Below are 16,029 nucleotides of genomic sequence, written 5' to 3'. Positions count from 1 at the left end.
CACCGGCTTGTCAAAACGGTCCAAATATTCCAAAAATCGCCGCAGGCTTCAGGAGGAAGCCGGTGGAGGAAATGGATATGAAGTCGCTTGGCGTCGGATTGATCGGAACCGGCTATATGGGCAAATGCCATGCGCTGGCGTGGAATGCGGTCAAGACCGTCTTCGGCGACGTCGAACGGCCGCGTCTCGTGCATCTTGCCGAAGCCAATCCCGACCTGGCAAAAATGCGTGGCGATGAATTCGGCTTCGAAAAGGCGACCGCCGACTGGCGTGAATTGATCGCCGATCCCGAGGTCGATGTCGTCTCCGTCACCACGCCCAATCAATTCCATCCGGAAATGGCGATCGCCGCGCTGGAAGCCGGCAAGCATGTCTGGTGCGAAAAGCCGATGGCGCCGGCCTATACCGACGCCGAACGCATGCTGAGCGCCGCCAAGGCCTCGGGCAAGGTCGCCGTCCTCGGCTACAACTATATTCAGAATCCCGTGATGCGGCATATCAAGGCGCTGATCGGCGAAGGCGCGATCGGCGAGGTCAATCACGTCCGTGTCGAAATGGATGAAGACTTCATGGCCGATCCGGAGGGCCTCTTCTATTGGAAGAGCGAGCTTGCCGGCGGCTATGGCGCGCTTGACGATTTCGCAGTGCATCCGCTGTCGCTGCTCTGGTTTCTGTTCGGCCATGTCGAAGCTGTCATCACCGATATGGTGAAGCCCTATGCCGAACGGCCGTTGAAGGACGGCGGGCGCCGCGCCGTTGAGAATCACGATCTGGCCAATGTGCTGATGCGGCTCGGGGGCGGTATTTCTGCGGTGCTGATGGCGAATCGCTCCGCCTGGGGGCGCAAGGGCCGCATTGCGCTGCAGATCTACGGCTCGAAAGGCTCGATCGTCTACGACCAGGAGCGCATGAACGAATTCGAGCTTTATCAGGCGGACGGCAGGCAAACCGAACAGGGCTTCCGCAGAATTCTTGCGGCGCCGGCGCACCGACCCTATGACCGGTTCATCCCTGCGCCTGGCCACGGACTCGGTTTCAATGATCTGAAGATCATCGAATGCCGGGAGCTGATCCGCGCCATTTCCGGCGACGCGGCGTCCGTCGTAAGCTTCTTGGACGGTTTGCGCATCGAAAAGTCGGTGCACGCCATGGCCCGATCATTCCATGAGCGCCGCTGGGTCGAGATACTGGCCTGAAGTCCTGCCCCAATTTTCCCCCGATCTCTGGCGCAAGGTCAGCTATGATTGACGCTTGCAAGGGTAGGCGTTACCCCTGAAAACCGCGAGGGCGACGCCTATATCAAGGTAACGAGCCGCCATAACCATATATAATGGAGTAAGGATCGTGACGGGCAGATTGGTCATTGTCGGGGCCGGGCAGGCCGGTTTCGCGCTTGCCGCCAAATTGCGGGCGCTTGGAGATTCGAGGCCGATCACTATCATCGGCGCGGAGGAAAACCTTCCCTATCAGCGACCGCCGCTGACAAAAAAATATCTTCTCGGCGAGATGGCCTTCGACCGGCTCTTGTTCCGCCCTGAGCATTGGTATGCCGACAACAATGTCGAGATCCGTTTGTCCACCTGGGTCGAGCAGATTGATCGCGCGGCAAAACAAGTGGTCATGCAGGACGGTTCGGCGCTGGGCTATGACACGCTGGCGCTGGCGACCGGCGCAACGCCGCGCGAGTTGCCGCCCTCCGTCGGGGGCGCGCTTGAAGGCGTCTATCTCGCCCGCGACAAACGCGATGCCGATCAGCTCGCTGCCGAAATGCGCGCGGGCCGCCGTGTTCTCATCATCGGCGGCGGCTATATCGGCCTCGAAGCGGCGGCGGTTGCCCGCCATCGCGGCCTCGAAGTCACGCTTATAGAAATGGCAGACAGGATCCTGCAGCGCGTCGCCGCCAAGGAGACGGCTGACATCATGCGGACTATTCATCGTGGACATGATGTCGTCATCCGCGAAAAGACGGGCCTGAAGCAACTGGTTGGCAAGAACGGCCATGTCGTCGCCGCCGAGCTGTCGGACGGGTCCACCATAGATGTCGATTTCGTCATCGTCGGCATCGGCGTTGCCCCGAATGACCGGCTGGCCAAGGAAGCGGGGCTGGAAGTCGGCAACGGTATCATCGTCGATTCGTTTGCCCGCACCTCCGACCCCGCGATCTTCGCTGCGGGTGATTGCGCGGAACTGCCTTGGAACGGCGGCCGCATCCGTCTCGAATCGGTACAGAATGCCGTCGACCAGGCCGAAGCCGCAGCCGGAATCATTGCAGGCGGCAACGAGCCCTACGATCCGAAGCCATGGTTCTGGTCGGATCAATATGACGTAAAATTGCAGATCGCCGGTTTCAACGTCGGCTATGACGAAACCCTTTTGCGCGCCGGCGCTCGCGAAGGATCGGCTTCGGTCTGGTATTTCAAGGAGGGCCGCTTCATCGCCGTCGATGCTATCAACGACGCAAAGGCCTATGTGACTGGCAAGAAGCTACTGGAAAGCGGCGTCAACCCGGCAAAGGCTATCCTGGCCGATTCGGCCGCGGACCTTAAGGAGTTGCTGCGTTAAGAGGGACCCGCACGCCGGCTATCTAGTTCTCCCTGCAGGATGCGCGCACCGCCGAATGCAGGGAGAACGTGCAGGGAGGCGAAAAAGCGCTTGCGTCGATAAATGATTGGCCGTATCAGGGCCGCACCGGAGAGGTGGCCGAGTGGTCGAAGGCGCTCCCCTGCTAAGGGAGTATACGTCAAAAGCGTATCGTGGGTTCGAATCCCATCCTCTCCGCCATTCCCCGAAAAGATCAAATTTAGGCTTAGAAAACAATGACTTGGGCGGGAACCTCAAATTCATTTCTGCCTAGAGCTCCTGCCTAATTTCTTCTGCCTACGCCAGCACTTCATGCCTGGCCATATGACTCGCTTTTGTCGACCCGGTTCCAATCCGTGGTGCTCAAGCCCTGACCGGAGAAATCCCGAAAGGCCACGAAGGTTCTCCGAAAAGCAGCCAAGCTGAGGTAGATGCCGTAGCTGGCGATTTCGAACTCAACGCGTTTGGTGCGGAAGTGGAAGCTCATTTAACTCTATCCTTTTTCGTATAGCCCAAATTGATTAGTGGGCGCGTCGATGTGTGACTGAGTTGCGACTCGCTGTCTATAGGTAATATCGTAATAATTTCAAAATAATTACTTGCACATCTGCAACTATTGCGCTGTTGAAACTATTCTAGCTTTACCGGGCTGACGGGTGTTACTTATGGTATGCTCGGTGAGAACGGGACATTTCTGCCCCGCCCTCAGTTCACCTTAGTCTCCAAAGAGACCAACCGGCTGCTTCCGTGATCTTGGAGTCTTCTCCCGTAGACCCGAGATACCCCAGTTGAACGCCTGCATGTAGCCGAAGGCGTTGTTGAACGGCAGGAGCTTGTTGATTGCCCGTGCCTCTTCCTGCGACAGGTCCCCATGGAAGATGCCACGGGTGGCACTTGCTGCCTTCTGCACGTCGTCAAGGAGGGCTGTAGCCGGGTTGCCGAACCACAGGTCAGAGGTCTGCCCCGTCGTGCGGGAGTAGGAGAACTCCGGCTTGTAGCCAATCGCCGGAAGCGTGGTGTCCACCAGCATGGGGATGATCGAAGAGACGCCGGCCTTTGCGAAGCCAGCCCCGGCAATCTTGTCCCACGTCAGCCGATCCCTGAGGAACTTGTCGGAGTCTGAACGTCCAACTGCCTGCTCTCTAGTTTGCACCTCGTAGACCATCGCGCCGATGAACATCGCCATGGTGGCGTTGATCGCGGCCTCAGGATCACGCATATGCAGCGCCTTCATTGTCTGCTTCACGTAGGAGGCAGCCATGAACGTTCGGAACTGGGTTAGCGTCTGTGCGACGGGGTGCCCCATCCACATGATCTTGTTGCCCAGGTCGTTCTGCTGGATGATCTCCGTCGACTTACGATAGACCGCACGGCGGAAGGCTTCAGCGGCTTCCTTGTCGGCCCATTGGTCGAGCTTGAGACCGGCTACGCGACTCCCGTTCATCTGGACGCCAGCCGGGTCCTTCAGAGCAATCTTGACGCGTTCGTACATGGCCCTGTCGAGACCGAGGTCAGCAAGGCGCTTCTCGGAGAACTCGGCCTTACCGGCAGCCGCGTTGGCGAACTTCTGGATCACCGCCTTGTAGGCCCACCGCTTCGAGAGCGTGTCGATACCTTCCATGCCGGAAATCTTCGAGGTGATCGCACTACCCTTGTCGAGCAGGTTGGAGACTTTGTGCGCCCAATCGCCACCCTTGGTGCCTTGGATCATGTCCAGCATGGCATCGTAGCGCTCCTCGGGTGTCCTCGTCCAACCTTCGAGACCGTTGCCGAAGATAGCTTCGACATCATCACCGAAGTTATTCTTCAGGTGAGCCACACCGTCAGCTCCGATCACACGGCGCATGTTCGGGACCTGCTGAACCATCGCCTTCAGACCGACACTGCCGACGAGGTTGCCCAATTCTGGGAGCTGAGCAAGACCAACTTGGTTCATCATGCGGATGAAGTTGACCTTCCGCAACATGCGGAGCCCCCAGCCGAACGTCGTGTTGTTGATGTCGTAGGTCTTCGTCCCCTTGATCATGTCGTAAGCAAACTGAAGACGCCTCCGGTCCTGAGCGATCTCCTGGGAAGTCTGGCCAGCCTCAGCGCCACGACGGGCAACTTGGTCGAGATGAGCCCGCCACTCGGCATCGGAGGTGATACCGTCGAGAACCGTGGTGCCGTGCGAGATGACCTCACCGGCTTCGTCCTTCATGTCTGAGATCGCAAGCCTCATTCTCGCCAGGGCAATGTTACCTGCGGCACGACGGGAGTACTTGTTGTTCAGATATTCGACGTTGCGGTTCAGGAGGTCCTTCACACCGAACTCTGCGTCATGCTCCAGGCCGGTGGCACGAACGCGGGGACGGTATGGCAGGACATAGCTGGTATCGATCAGCGCTCGGTGCTTGAACGGCTTGGCGTTACCGGTATCCGACTTGGCGTTCCCGCTGTCGGCCACCCAGTTCTTGAGGAAGTTGTCGGCCTCCTCCTGACGGAGCGATCCCGCTTCCACCAGGGCGTTCATGGCGTCTTCCATGTTGTCGCCGGATACCCGAGCGAGGAAGTCACCTCTGTCCAGACCTGCCCCTCGTTCCTTGATGGACTTCAGGAAGGCAGCGGATACCCTGTCCAGATCGGCTTCGGCTATCGTCGGGTTGGACTTGCGCATCCCACCCTTGATCACTGCCTGCACCGTGCCGTCTTCGAAATGCTCGTCAGCGGCATGGACAAGGACGTTATGCCACTCGTGAACCATGTAGTTCTCATTGGCCTTGACCTTGTCGGCACCCTGCACAGGACGAGCAATGCCGCCTTCGCGATAGAGGGCGTTCTGCTGCAACTTGAGCTGTTCGCGACGGAGCGCTGCCCAGTTGTCGCCAGCGGCCTTCACCTCGGGCGAATAGAAGTCACCTTTGTGCAGCCGTGTGTCCTCGACATACTTGAAGACGAGGTCATCAAACTGCTGAGCTGTTCCACCCTTGGCGATGAAGGCGTCCTTCTGCGGCTTCCAAGTGCGATAGAAGGCACCGTCGAACTCTTGCTTGAGCATGGCGGCATCTTCCGACGCTGCACGACCGTTGATGGAAGGCCCAATCTTACCGGTGCCGTCCTGAACGAGACCGCTCATGGTGAGGCGGGTGCCGGGGTTCTTCGACTTGTCACCCATGGCAGCAAGGTCGCCACGGATGCCTGCGAATGCAGACCGGGGTGTCGCGTCATGTTCCACCTGGGCCATCGCGGCTTCAGGATCGAGGACGCTGTTCTCCCTGGTCACGGCAGCGGCACCAACGGAACCACGGTTGGCAGGAGGCACGTACGGGACACCTTCATGCTCAGCGATGACCTGATGGCCGATCTGCTGGAGACCACGCCCCTCTGCCGCTGTCGCCGGATTGGCGGACAGACGACCAACGATGCCACCCAGGCCAGCCCCGATCACCGTGCCCATCATAAGATCGGCCTTGGTTGCGTTCGGGTTGAAGCCGTAGTTGATGGCTGAGGTCGCTAGACCTGATGCGCCACCGGCCAGGGCAGCGGACAGAACCTTGCTGACGCGGTAACCGTACTTGCCTATGGTGAACTCTGGTGCCACTGCGGAGACCGCAAGGTCCGTGGCAACGTTGACTGGGTCCAGGGCCTGATTGACGAAGTCGAGGACTGTCCCTGTGAGGCCAGCTTGCGATAGTCGCGTGAGGCGATCCCGGTCAGCCTGAGCGTCTTGGATGGCCTTGTTGTAGCCGGCCTGGGACGTAGAGCCACCAAGGAACTTGGCATAACGCTCTGGGTCAAGGTTCGCCTTCTCCAGATCGGCAGCAAGTTGCTCCTCACCCGGCTTCTTCCAATTAGGGTCGGCCTTGTAGGGATTGCTGTTCAGGATCAGGGCCAGGGTGCTGTTCTGGTTCCATGCGTCCTTCTCGGTCTGCCATAGGCTCGGGGCTTCCGGCTTGTCGACACGCGGGGTACCAGAGACAGCCTCGTTGACCGGAAGGGGAACTTCGGTCTCTGCGGTGTACTGGGTGGCATTGGAGACATGCGGGGTGTACGGAGCTTGGTCAGCAGCGGCCTGAGGTCCACCGAGGATGATCTCGGCTTCCTTCGAGCGGCGACCACGGTTGATACCGCCGTTGTCGTCACCACGGCCTGTAACAGCCGAAGCGATGGCATTGATGTCACCGGTCTGCGCTGCAGCCACCACGTCATGCGGAAGGCTGCCATAGTTGTACGTGGTGGACGTAAGGGCTGCTCTGACGTTACCTGGGAGCGATGCCCACTTATCCTGGCCGACTTGGCCGGCTGCGGTATTCTCGAACTCCTGCGCACGACGGGCTAGGTCGCGTTCGCTGTCCTCGCGGGTGACGACGGTGTCTGAGGAGATCGGAACGACACGTCCGTCAGCTAGGGTAGTCGTATCGGAACCGTAGCCAGCGCGGTAAGCGGTGCGGTCCCACTTAGCGTGGTCGATGTAGCCCTCAAATCCCTTGATGACGGAAATAGCGTCGGACATTGTACCTCTTCTGTTGCGTGAATGTTGAATGCGGAAAGCGCCCCGATAGGTTGCCGAGGACGCTGTGGTTGCGTATTGTGGATTGGGGTTCGCCTGGGTTCGCGTTGAACGGGGCGGGCGTAATGGGGAGCGCTCTCGGCGCATTGGGGATTACATGGAATTTGGGATGATCAGGTTGGCGCTCTATGCGTTGTGGATCGGGCTCTGGGGATGGCTAGCCGTATCTCGCTTCAGGGCTAACGATAGGACTGGCGGCTGGTGTTCGCTCTTCTTCGTCCTAAGCGCCTTCGTCGCTATGTCGGGGATTTACCCAGGCCAAGAGCTGTAAGTTCTGGGCTTAGCTCATCCGCGTCTCCCGCCGCTTCTGGGTGGTGCTGTCGCTGTACCCTGGCGGTGTCAGCCGTTCGATCTTGCGACCGGTCTTACTTTCCCAGGCCCTTCGCAGCGCCCAGGTGTACTGACATTTCTCCTTGTAGGTCGCATCCGCTGCCGGTGCCGGCGGGAGTTGGCAAAGGGGAATACCGGCCTTCACGCATTCCAGTGCCCAGTTCGGCTGTACCCTGCGTGTTTGGGCATCCCTGCCGTTTCTTATTCCTGACCACATGTCTGGTCCTTTCGTTTCGATAGTTGGTGTGCGATCAATGGGAGTTGCACGGCTCACATTGCTGTGTCCGCGAAATTCTCCATATCTATTTGAATTTGTTCGATTATATTGAAAGTAGCAAATTGCAGTAGCACTTAGTAAATGCTACTCTGCAACTCCATTCTCCCGAGGGGGCAGAGCCTCCCTCTCGTCCAAGCTACTCAGTGCAATGGTGCAACTTCGGTCCCCGTAAGGTCACCATCGTCCACCTCAAAGGTTTCGTCATCGAACGGACTGGACCTCAAGCGCTTAGCTGCCTTGAAATAGCGGTCCTTATCCTCCTCCCTCAGTTGCCCTTGGGCCACCAGAAGCCTCAATTGGCGACCGACGTAGTGCTTATCCCGGCCTATGTGGTCCCCGATCTCCACCGCCGTGACGAACTTGCAGGACTTCAGCGCCTTCAGGACATCGTTGCCGGCACCCTCGCTCTCATCGTCATCCACGGTCCAACCTGAGAGCTCTAGGGTCCACTGCCGTGGCTGAATGGTGCTATCTCCTTGTGCACGGAACTTGCCGAATTTCGCGATGAACGACGCCTTGCCGACGCTCGCCCCTGCCGGGTGCAGACCCAGCTTGACCTCGAAGGTCGCTTCCAATGCCGTGGAGCCTCGAAAGTCCTGACCGGATTTGTTGGCGTGATGAACGAGGATTGCGACCTTGCCAGCCTGCTTCATCCGCATCAGGAAGGACATGACGGGCCGGAAAGCCACGCTGTCATTCTCGTCTCTCAGGCCATCGGCACAGGTGGTGACGTTGTCAATGATGACGACCTCAGAGCCCGTATCGTCCATGGCCTGCAAGACGTGCTGTTGAGACAATGGATCGGTGATGTCGAAGAACTCGCTGTCCGGGTCCTGTGCCTGTCGAGCAACGAACTTCAGGTTCTCACCAAGCGCCACCCGGTCCAGTCCTGTGACAGCTCCGGTATCCACCAGTGTCTTCAAGCGCCCCTGGAGGTCCTGAAGGTTCATCTCGCCGTCCACGACAAGCACCTTCCGTGGCTTCGGTGCCTTCCATTCCCATACGCGACCGCCACCAGCCATAGCCACCGCAAGGGACAGCGTGAGCCACGTCTTGCCGACCCCCGTTGCCGCCCAGATCAGCGCGGTTTCTCCGGTCCTCAACCACGGATCAATGGCAAACTCCCTCGGCGCGAAATCCTTCTTCAGCAACTCCCCTGCTGTGATACCGACAAGCTGCGGTTTGCCCGTGCCTGTTCCTCGAAGCTTAAATGTCATGGTTCTCCATTGGTCTCCTTATGTTGTCTTGCTATGGCTATGGTTGGGTGAAAAGATGGGTAGGGGATGTGTACTCAGGCTGTTCGATACCGATCCCGAGACACGGGTCTTGAACATCTTCGAAGCGAAACCCACACGGCAGCGCTCCACCCCATCGCGCCCCGGAGGAGCGGCGGGTCAGACAGGCAAGCGCTATCGTTTGGATTTCGGTATGTTGTGCTAGGGGGGTACATAATTCAGAGTTGCCGGGATGCCGCAGGACAACCTCATGCCACCTCGGTCATTCTAGGGGGCAACCCAACGTCATGTCGTGCCAGGGGAAGGGGAAATAGCTAGGGGTCAGGACAATGCTAGCGATGTACCTAACGTCCTGTCGTGCCAGTGAGGAACCTAACGTGCCAGGGCGTGGGTTAACGCTCGGGCAGGCCGCATCATCGGTCGCACAACGGTAGCCATGTCGCCATGCCGGGTAGAACCATGGTGTCTCAGGTTGATCTTGGTATGGGCTCCTTCATGGGCCGGCCCCACGCCATGGACACCTTAGGTTACCATAAGCCCATCATCCGCTACGCTGGGCAGGACCCTGGTGACCATGGTTCCTCTTAGGTGTAACCATAAGTGACCATAGTATGCGTACGGGGACCCATGCTAGGGGTATACCTAACGTGCCAGGGCGTGGGTTATCGCTAGTGGAAGGGGCAATCATGCCGGTACCATCTCGCAAATCATGGAGAGGCGGCTGTGAACGAGCGCTCCGCCAACTTTCTGAAGAGCCCCTTCAGCTCAGGCTCCTGTACACGAAACGCAGCTTCTTCGGGGACCATCCATTCTAACAGCCGTTGCCCGCGCTCTGGGAATTTCTCGGATGCCTGCTCGGTTCTGAGGAGATGCACTTCCACTATCGACGGCACCACACTTCCGTCGACCAGGGTCTTCAGATAGCTGTAGTACCCAAACGAAGCTTTCTTTACCTTCCCTTTGATGCCTGCCTCTTCCCAAGCCTCGCGCTCCGCGACTTGGTGTGGCTTCAGCCCTTTGATTGGCCAGCCCTTGGGGATGGTCCATCGGCCTGTTTCGCGGGTGGTAATTAGAAGAACTTCGACCATCCCATCACCACGAGGACGAAAACAGATAGTCCCAAATTGCTCTGCCGTCTCTCCACGCCTCAAGGTCTCCACATGAGGAGATAGGAGTGCAAGATGACGTTTGCTCTTTGCCATGAGACCTCAGGAGGTTGAACGATAGTCTGTCTAGCGTAACAGTGGTCAACTCGACGTGCCAGAGCGTGGGTTATTCCCCTGCGGTGCCAAGGGCCCGATAGACTGACGGTCTGGACATGCCGGAAGCCTTCATGATCTCCGCAATAGGCTTCCCGTCTGCCTTCATGGTCCTGATCATGTCCACTACCTCATCGGTCATGACCGTCTTCCTACCGAACTTGACGCCATCCTGCTTTGCCTGCGCAATGCCGTCCATCTGCCTCTCGTGCCTGATCTCGGTCTCGAACTGCGCAATAACCGCAAGGAACCCAAGCATCATTCGGCCCTCTTTGGTGGTCGTATCGATGCTCTGGTCCAGAACCTTGAACTGAACGCCCTTCTTGTCGAGTTCGTTGACGATGTTCATCAGGTCGATGGTAGACCGCGCCAGACGGTCCACCTTGCAAACGAGAAAGGTGTCACCCTTCCGAGCGAAGCGCAGCGCGTCCTTCAAGCCTGGGCGGTCCCGATCCACGCCGGTCTTCTTGTCGGAATAGAGATGGTCGGACTCAACGCCGGCTGCGGTCAGCTTGGCGATCTGCACCTCAAGGGACTGTCCTACTGTGGAGACACGTGCGTATCCGATCAATGCCATTGTCTTATAATCCCTTAGAGGTTGCGATATAAGATTTATAAGACGACATTTGAGACGGGTCAATAGCCTGTCTCGCAGATTATACATTTCGAGAAAATCGCTACCGACTGTTTCGCCAATGCCCTTTCGCAAATCGAACCTCTGGGAGGAGAGACGCGACACGCGGGGTTCATTGAGGCGGCGAGGCCGCGCTGCCGCAACTAAGTGAATATTTCTGACATATGTGACCTGGGGCATTCCCAAGGACTTGAAGTTGGAGCCTTATCTAGGTTCTATCGATCCACCTAGACAAAACCGCACGAGCGCACAGCATATGGCAAAGCCCACCGTCTTCATTGGATCGTCTGTTGAGACTAAATACATCGCGGAGCTTGTTCAAAATGTTCTCGATTTCGACGTCACACCCATTATCTGGACGCAGGATACTTTCGAACCCACTCAATATCCATTGGATGCACTTGAGAGTCGCCTGAAGGCCTCTGATTTTGCCATTTTCATCTGTGTCCCTGAAGAGAACGACCACACAGTTATTCGTGGACAGAAGCGAAATGTTATTCGCGATAATATTATTTTTGAATTAGGCCTCGCGATGGGCCGATTGGGCCGGGATAGAACGTTTCTCATCAGCCCCCGTAATGCCGATTTGCATCTACCATCCGATCTTCTGGGCATCTCCCCAGAAAACTACGATCAAGTCCTGCTCTCAACGAGCCCCGAGGCCGCCCTTGGGCCAGCTTGCAACCGTATCAAACGGAAGATGGCGAGCATTAGACCACTAGAAAGACCGGAACCTACCGAAGCGAGAAGTGACAAGGCTGACGAGGACGAACCCCGCGCGGTCACAAACGAACTTGCAATTACAGTCGATTGGACAGCCGCCGATTTCAGGTGGCAGTACGCTTTCGCAATTTTCAGCAAGAACCAACAACGAGCTGACGAAATAGCTGAGGCGTTCCTTAAGTCTCGTTTCGCCTCTTCCGACGAAGAGGTGGCGCATTGGGAGGCTTCTGAGGAGTATACGACCCTCTTCTCAGGGCGGGCGGTTGATGTCGAACTCATCCGGTCAAGGAGTGAAAGATATCCGCAAAATGCAGCATTGATGGAACTCCTGGGCCGTACCATGCAACACTATGGAGAGGTGGAGGAAGCTCGGCGTCTGCTGCTAGATGCCTTGGACGCCACAAGCGATATAGCCCAGGCTTGCGCCGTCATAGAGCGTATTATTCAGCTTAGCGACGATGAGGACGAGCAGCCGAGGGCGGAGGCACTTCTTCAAAAGCTTAATGCGGTTCCCCGATCCACAAATGCCGATGAGGCGGATTTCCTCACTGCGTTGGGTGCGATAGCTCGATATGCCGGCTTCAAGGAAATTCCAATAGCCATTGGTGAGATGATAGTTACACGACGTCCTAGTGACGCTACTGCACGGTTCGAGCTTGCTTTCGACTACTCCGAGCAAAATCAACCCGAGCTTGCTGCACTTCACTATGACGCGATCCCAAAGGCTGAACGAACCGGGGTGGCCTGGAACAACCTTGGGGTCGCCTTTGCCAAACTACAGCTCAAGGGGATGGCTGTAGCGGCCTACCAAGAAGCCTCAGCCAAGGGGGAGACCATTGCCGATGGCAACTTAGCCCAGATGTTACAGGAAGCCGGCTTCCTTGCGGAGGCGCAGCAGAAGGCGGAGGGTGCGATATCTATCGAAAACCACGACCCGTTTGTTGTGACCGTGCTGACTTCCCTTCAGGCGGCCCGTTCGAAGGAAGCTGCGGACCACACGGCTGCTTTGAAAATAGGTGCCAGTCGCCAAAAAGTTCGAAGGGTTGTCGGTCGTGCCGCTGCGGTGATGTCTGGTCCTGACATTCTCGGAGAGTGGTCTACACCTGACGGCATCATCAAGTTGGTCAGTGATGAGGCTGGAGGCTACACTTCCGTGACAGAGTTTGAGCGGCCCGTCGAAAATGGGGTGTTATGGCCTCTATTAGCTACGAAAGAGCGTGTGCAAGTAACTGTAAGGCTTAGGCGATTTGGAGCAGCTCTTGAGGGCAGTATTTTCCGAGTTACTCTCGGTAAACCTACCACCTTGCTTGGGATGGTCGGGACCGAAAAAACATTGCTACTGAGTATCGCCGAGGACGGAGACACCATTGCTGGCTTTGAGTGGGCCTACGGAGAAACCGCAGTTACGTGGGCGAGGGTTCGCGTGGCAAAGCAAATTGAAACATGAAGATAACTGCAGCAGCGCTTGGCGCAGCCTACAACAGTCCCCTTTCGCCAGGACACCTCACGTTGCCTCACTCATCCTCGACAAATTGCCAAGGTACCCTATTAGGCCGCGAGGGGGGCACGGGGGTACTTCCGCGTGGTCTACTCTATTCATGCCCCCAAAGATTTCTGCGGCATTTTTTATAGCGGGTCTTCGAAATCATTATACCCATACCGGGCCATGATCTTGGCAACGTCGTGGTACCACAGCGCCTTTGCCGTCAGCCAACAACTGAGGCCCGTGTCGGCCCATTCGTCGGCAACTTCCTGCCGTGCGTCCTCTGAGGAGGCTTTGGCGAAGTCGTATTTGATGTGCTCGACAATCTCCCGGACCTTTGGCTGCACCTCGGTCAACCTATAGAAAGCCTTGGCAGCCAGCCGTGCCTCTCGTTGCTCCGGTCTCTCATTGGCATAGTACGTGGCCCAACGTTCCCTCCGATTCGCTGACCACTTGGCCATCTGCGCGGGTGTAGGCTCAGGTCGGACGTAGCTTTCCCGATACGCCTTCCGTCGAGCCTTACGCTCTTCCTCGGTCAACCGTGGTTTCGGCGGTCCCTTCGGCCCCTGCCGCTTCTGGTAGCGAGCAAGCTGTTCAGCGTTCCACTTGTCGAGCCATTCCCGATCCTGCTTCTTGCGGTCAAACCACTTCCTCTGTCGGGCGTTCGCCGCCGCCTTGCGTTCCTCGTCTGTGGCGAAGATTTTACGCGGCGCTTTGCCCGCCTCGTCCTGCTTCTTGCGATACGACTTGCGCTGAATGGTCAGCTTGTGTTGCCGAAGTTCTTCCGGTGTCATTTCGGAACGTCGGCGTCTTTTGTTGTCTGTCATACTACCTTTCTTATTGTTCATGGTTGTTGTCTGGTGGCGGTACGGTCACGGCCTCGACGCAGCGGACACGCTGTTCCCAACTCTCACCCCTCACGGCATAGCTCTTGCGAAGAACGGACTTCTTCCCCTTGCTGTCGCCTATATGTCCGATGACCGCTTCAATGAACGCTTCCGGAATATCCGCATGGAGCGCCTTCTCGGAGAACGTCCGCCTAAAGCTGTGGAAGTTGACGAGACTGCGGCGCTTACCTTCGCGGCCCTCGTGCACCCCGAGTGCTTTCCTGCGGCGCGTGAATGCCTTTGAAAGCGTGTCGGGTGCGTTGGGGAGGTCTTCGAATTCCGCGAAAAGCAGTGCCTTCCCAGACCGCCCTTCACAGCGCTTGGCAACAAGGTCGGCCACTTTCGAATGTATCGGCACCAAGCGGACACCGGCCTCGGTCTTGGCTTTCGACAGGTCGAAGGCGTCCGCCTGACATGCCTCAACCGTAAGACCAGTGATCTCGCTTATGCGTAGTCCGCTGAGCGTCGATAGCAATGCAAGCTCCTTTAGCTCAGAAACCCATGCGGGCTGACCACGCTTCGAAGGCGTATCGAGATAGAGCAGCTTCTGCAATTCCTCGTCGCTGAAGGGCCGCTCCGGTTCATCCTTCACGCCCTGCTTGCCGCGCTCTTGGGGTATCTGGTCGGCCCAGGGGCTGGAACCTTTTAGGTGGTCGGAGTGTCCGCGCACCCGCAGGTGCTCCCAATAACCGGAGATAGCGGTAAGGTGCTTTTTCGCCGTCACCCGAGTCATCTTCTCCGGGTCAAGCAATTCGCCCGCTACATACTTGCCAGCCGCCTTCCTATCGATGCTCGCGATTGTGTAGTTCTTTGTCTTGCACCATGTAGTGAGTCGATTGATGATCCCTCGATAGTCAGCAGTGGTCTTTGCTGCCAACCGGATCTCTTTCAGCCATGCATCGACATGGGCGTCCACTTCCTCTTGGCCGGACCAAGTCTTGTCGAATGTCGCCTGAAGTTCGGGCTTCCGCTCAAGCTGCTCACTACGGTCCTGAGCATTAGTGACAATCAGCCACTGCTCATCCGCGTCCTCTGATTTCCTGAACGCTTCCCGCGCCAGCTCGCCCTCTCGCGCCACCATGGCAGCTTCGTCGGATACGAGTCGTCCGCTTCGAATGTCTGCGAAGAGGTCCTGCATCTCCCGTTCGCGTTTGTCGCGCCACCGTCGTGCCGCCATGAGGTCTCCGGTGCCGGTGTTCTCGATGACGTTCTTAGCGCCTTTGAAGTAGGCACGACAGGCGAGGGGAATGCCTATCTGGAACTGGTATTGCTTGCCTTTGAGGCGAAGAAGCCGCTGGGGCTTGGCCCGATATCCCGCCATGAAGAGCAGTCTCCGAGTGCTGATTGCAGGGTTTCTGCCTAGCATTTCTGCCTAAATCACCGGCTATCGTCAAGGAAAATCAATTAGATCAGCCGGTTAAGAGAAAATGGCGGAGCTTCCCATCTTCTCCGCCATCCTGCTTTGCACTTTGCAGGACAGCTATTTTCCCCCTTCACCGTTGATATCAAACGACCTCTCACGTCAGTCGTTGCCGATTCTCTTTTTGTCATTTCGCTGCAATCTTGCTGGCACATGATCGGCAAAACCGATTCTCGATCGAATCGGTCGTAGCAGAATCACTGGCTCTCGATGCTATGCTGAGATGGCGAAGGTGATTTTGCTTGCTTCGCACTGTTGATGACTATCCCGGCAAATGTCGAAAACAGCGAACGCGACGTCGCGGCAGCCATGGTTTTGCCTTGGATCGGCCATTGTGACGGCCGGCCCCGCGCCCACGTCATCTTTTAAAAGCAGCCTGTAAGTGCTGGTACCGTAAGGGCTTTCTTAACAAACTATAAACAAATCCGAGGCCCGTGTGGCGGACTTGTGTCCTTTCGGCAACAGGAATTACGGAAGGCTCACGCAAATCCCCCTTTCCGGTAAGATGTAGATTGCGTGACAGTTCGCGTCTTGTATTTTCAATCTCGGAAGCGAGGGCGATTGATCGTCCACTTCTTGAAACACGAGGATGGGGCAGGGAATGCCTTCGGGTAGTTCTCATTCTCGATTGAAACTTTGACTGGAGGTCAAT

General features: G+C 57.3%; 11 protein-coding genes and 1 tRNA gene. 4 read left to right on the top strand and 8 right to left on the bottom strand.

The window, feature by feature from the left end; all coding sequences use genetic code 11:
* Positions 1-77: 77 nt before the first annotated feature.
* The 3 genes from ACXHXG_RS01595 (at position 78) to ACXHXG_RS01585 (ending at position 2,781) form a co-directional block, all read left to right on the top strand.
* The gene (locus tag ACXHXG_RS01595; protein WP_283049712.1) at positions 78-1,196 is read left to right on the top strand and encodes a Gfo/Idh/MocA family protein; all 1,119 of its coding nucleotides are present in this window, start codon (positions 78-80) and stop codon (positions 1,194-1,196) included.
* 148 nt (positions 1,197-1,344) lie between these two features.
* Positions 1,345-2,562 carry an NAD(P)/FAD-dependent oxidoreductase gene (locus ACXHXG_RS01590; RefSeq protein WP_283049713.1) on the top strand — a complete coding sequence of 406 codons (1,218 nt, stop codon included), beginning with the start codon at positions 1,345-1,347 and terminating at the stop codon, positions 2,560-2,562.
* Positions 2,563-2,690: 128 nt separating this feature from the next.
* Positions 2,691-2,781: transfer RNA gene (locus ACXHXG_RS01585), tRNA-Ser, on the top strand.
* A 109-nt stretch (positions 2,782-2,890) separates the two neighbouring features.
* Here ACXHXG_RS01585 and ACXHXG_RS01580 read toward each other — a convergent pair.
* From ACXHXG_RS01580 to ACXHXG_RS01555, 6 genes are all read right to left on the bottom strand, one after another.
* Positions 2,891-3,067 carry a hypothetical protein gene (locus ACXHXG_RS01580; RefSeq protein WP_457898311.1) on the bottom strand — a complete coding sequence of 59 codons (177 nt, stop codon included), beginning with the start codon at positions 3,065-3,067 and terminating at the stop codon, positions 2,891-2,893.
* A 228-nt stretch (positions 3,068-3,295) separates the two neighbouring features.
* Positions 3,296-7,072, bottom strand: a complete 3,777-nt coding sequence (locus ACXHXG_RS01575) for a hypothetical protein (protein WP_457898310.1) — start codon at positions 7,070-7,072, stop codon at positions 3,296-3,298.
* A gap of 337 nt (positions 7,073-7,409) precedes the next feature.
* Positions 7,410-7,676 (bottom strand): hypothetical protein, encoded by a 267-nt coding sequence (locus ACXHXG_RS01570; protein ID WP_457898309.1) that lies wholly within the window; start codon positions 7,674-7,676, stop codon positions 7,410-7,412.
* A 200-nt stretch (positions 7,677-7,876) separates the two neighbouring features.
* Positions 7,877-8,953: an AAA family ATPase gene (locus ACXHXG_RS01565; RefSeq protein ID WP_457898308.1), complete on the bottom strand. Its 1,077-nt coding sequence runs from the start codon at positions 8,951-8,953 to the stop codon at positions 7,877-7,879.
* Between the two features lie 725 nt (positions 8,954-9,678).
* Complete coding sequence (locus tag ACXHXG_RS01560) at positions 9,679-10,173, bottom strand: NUDIX hydrolase (protein ID WP_457898307.1); 495 nt, start codon at positions 10,171-10,173, stop codon at positions 9,679-9,681.
* A gap of 70 nt (positions 10,174-10,243) precedes the next feature.
* The gene (locus tag ACXHXG_RS01555; RefSeq protein WP_457898306.1) at positions 10,244-10,807 is read right to left on the bottom strand and encodes a recombinase family protein; all 564 of its coding nucleotides are present in this window, start codon (positions 10,805-10,807) and stop codon (positions 10,244-10,246) included.
* A gap of 313 nt (positions 10,808-11,120) precedes the next feature.
* Between ACXHXG_RS01555 and ACXHXG_RS01550 the strand changes: the two genes are divergently transcribed.
* Complete coding sequence (locus ACXHXG_RS01550) at positions 11,121-13,034, top strand: TIR domain-containing protein (protein ID WP_457898305.1); 1,914 nt, start codon at positions 11,121-11,123, stop codon at positions 13,032-13,034.
* Positions 13,035-13,213: 179 nt separating this feature from the next.
* Here the strand turns inward: ACXHXG_RS01550 and ACXHXG_RS01545 are convergent, their stop codons facing one another.
* A complete protein-coding gene (locus ACXHXG_RS01545) occupies positions 13,214-13,897 on the bottom strand; it encodes a hypothetical protein (protein WP_457898304.1) in 684 nt (227 codons plus the stop codon).
* A 10-nt stretch (positions 13,898-13,907) separates the two neighbouring features.
* The gene (locus tag ACXHXG_RS01540; RefSeq protein ID WP_457898303.1) at positions 13,908-15,278 is read right to left on the bottom strand and encodes a tyrosine-type recombinase/integrase; all 1,371 of its coding nucleotides are present in this window, start codon (positions 15,276-15,278) and stop codon (positions 13,908-13,910) included.
* Positions 15,279-16,029 lie beyond the last annotated feature (751 nt).

The organism is Rhizobium sp. LEGMi-198b (assembly GCF_054114205.1).
This window is presented reverse-complemented; position numbering and strand designations above follow the sequence as displayed.